Origin of the sequence: Caballeronia grimmiae, from assembly GCF_000698555.1 — a bacterium.
Taxonomy (GTDB): Bacteria; Pseudomonadota; Gammaproteobacteria; order Burkholderiales; family Burkholderiaceae; genus Caballeronia; species Caballeronia grimmiae.
Genome location: NZ_JFHE01000155.1, coordinates 1 through 334, shown reverse-complemented (window position 1 = coordinate 334; position 334 = coordinate 1). Strand labels below are relative to the sequence as shown.

General features: G+C 56.9%; 1 protein-coding gene. It reads left to right on the top strand.

Annotated features, from left to right (window positions below; translation table 11 throughout):
• A partial coding sequence (locus BG57_RS31060; RefSeq protein ID WP_035971191.1) for an IS30 family transposase occupies positions 1–325 on the top strand: 325 nt, incomplete at its 5' end.
• Between the last annotated feature and the right edge of the window lie 9 nt (positions 326–334).

Genomic DNA, 334 nt, shown 5'->3' with positions numbered 1-334 from the left:
GATCAATCTGATGCTTCAGGGCCATGCCGCTCACACGCTGACGCTGGATAACGGAAGGGAGTTTGCCGGGCATGAACGCATCGCGCTACGGAGCCAGTGCCAGGTCTTTTTTGCAGACCCCTATTCATCCTGGCAACGTGGCACCAATGAAAACACCAACGGTCTGCTCCGCCAGTATTTCCCCAAGGGCAGCGACTTCAGCAAGCTGACCGTCGAAGCCGTCAATCGGACAGTAGCGAGGATCAATCTACGCCCGCGCAAGCGCTTGGGCTGGAAGACGCCGTACGAAGTGCATACAGGGGTGAGCGTTGCACTTATGTGTTGAATTCAGGCC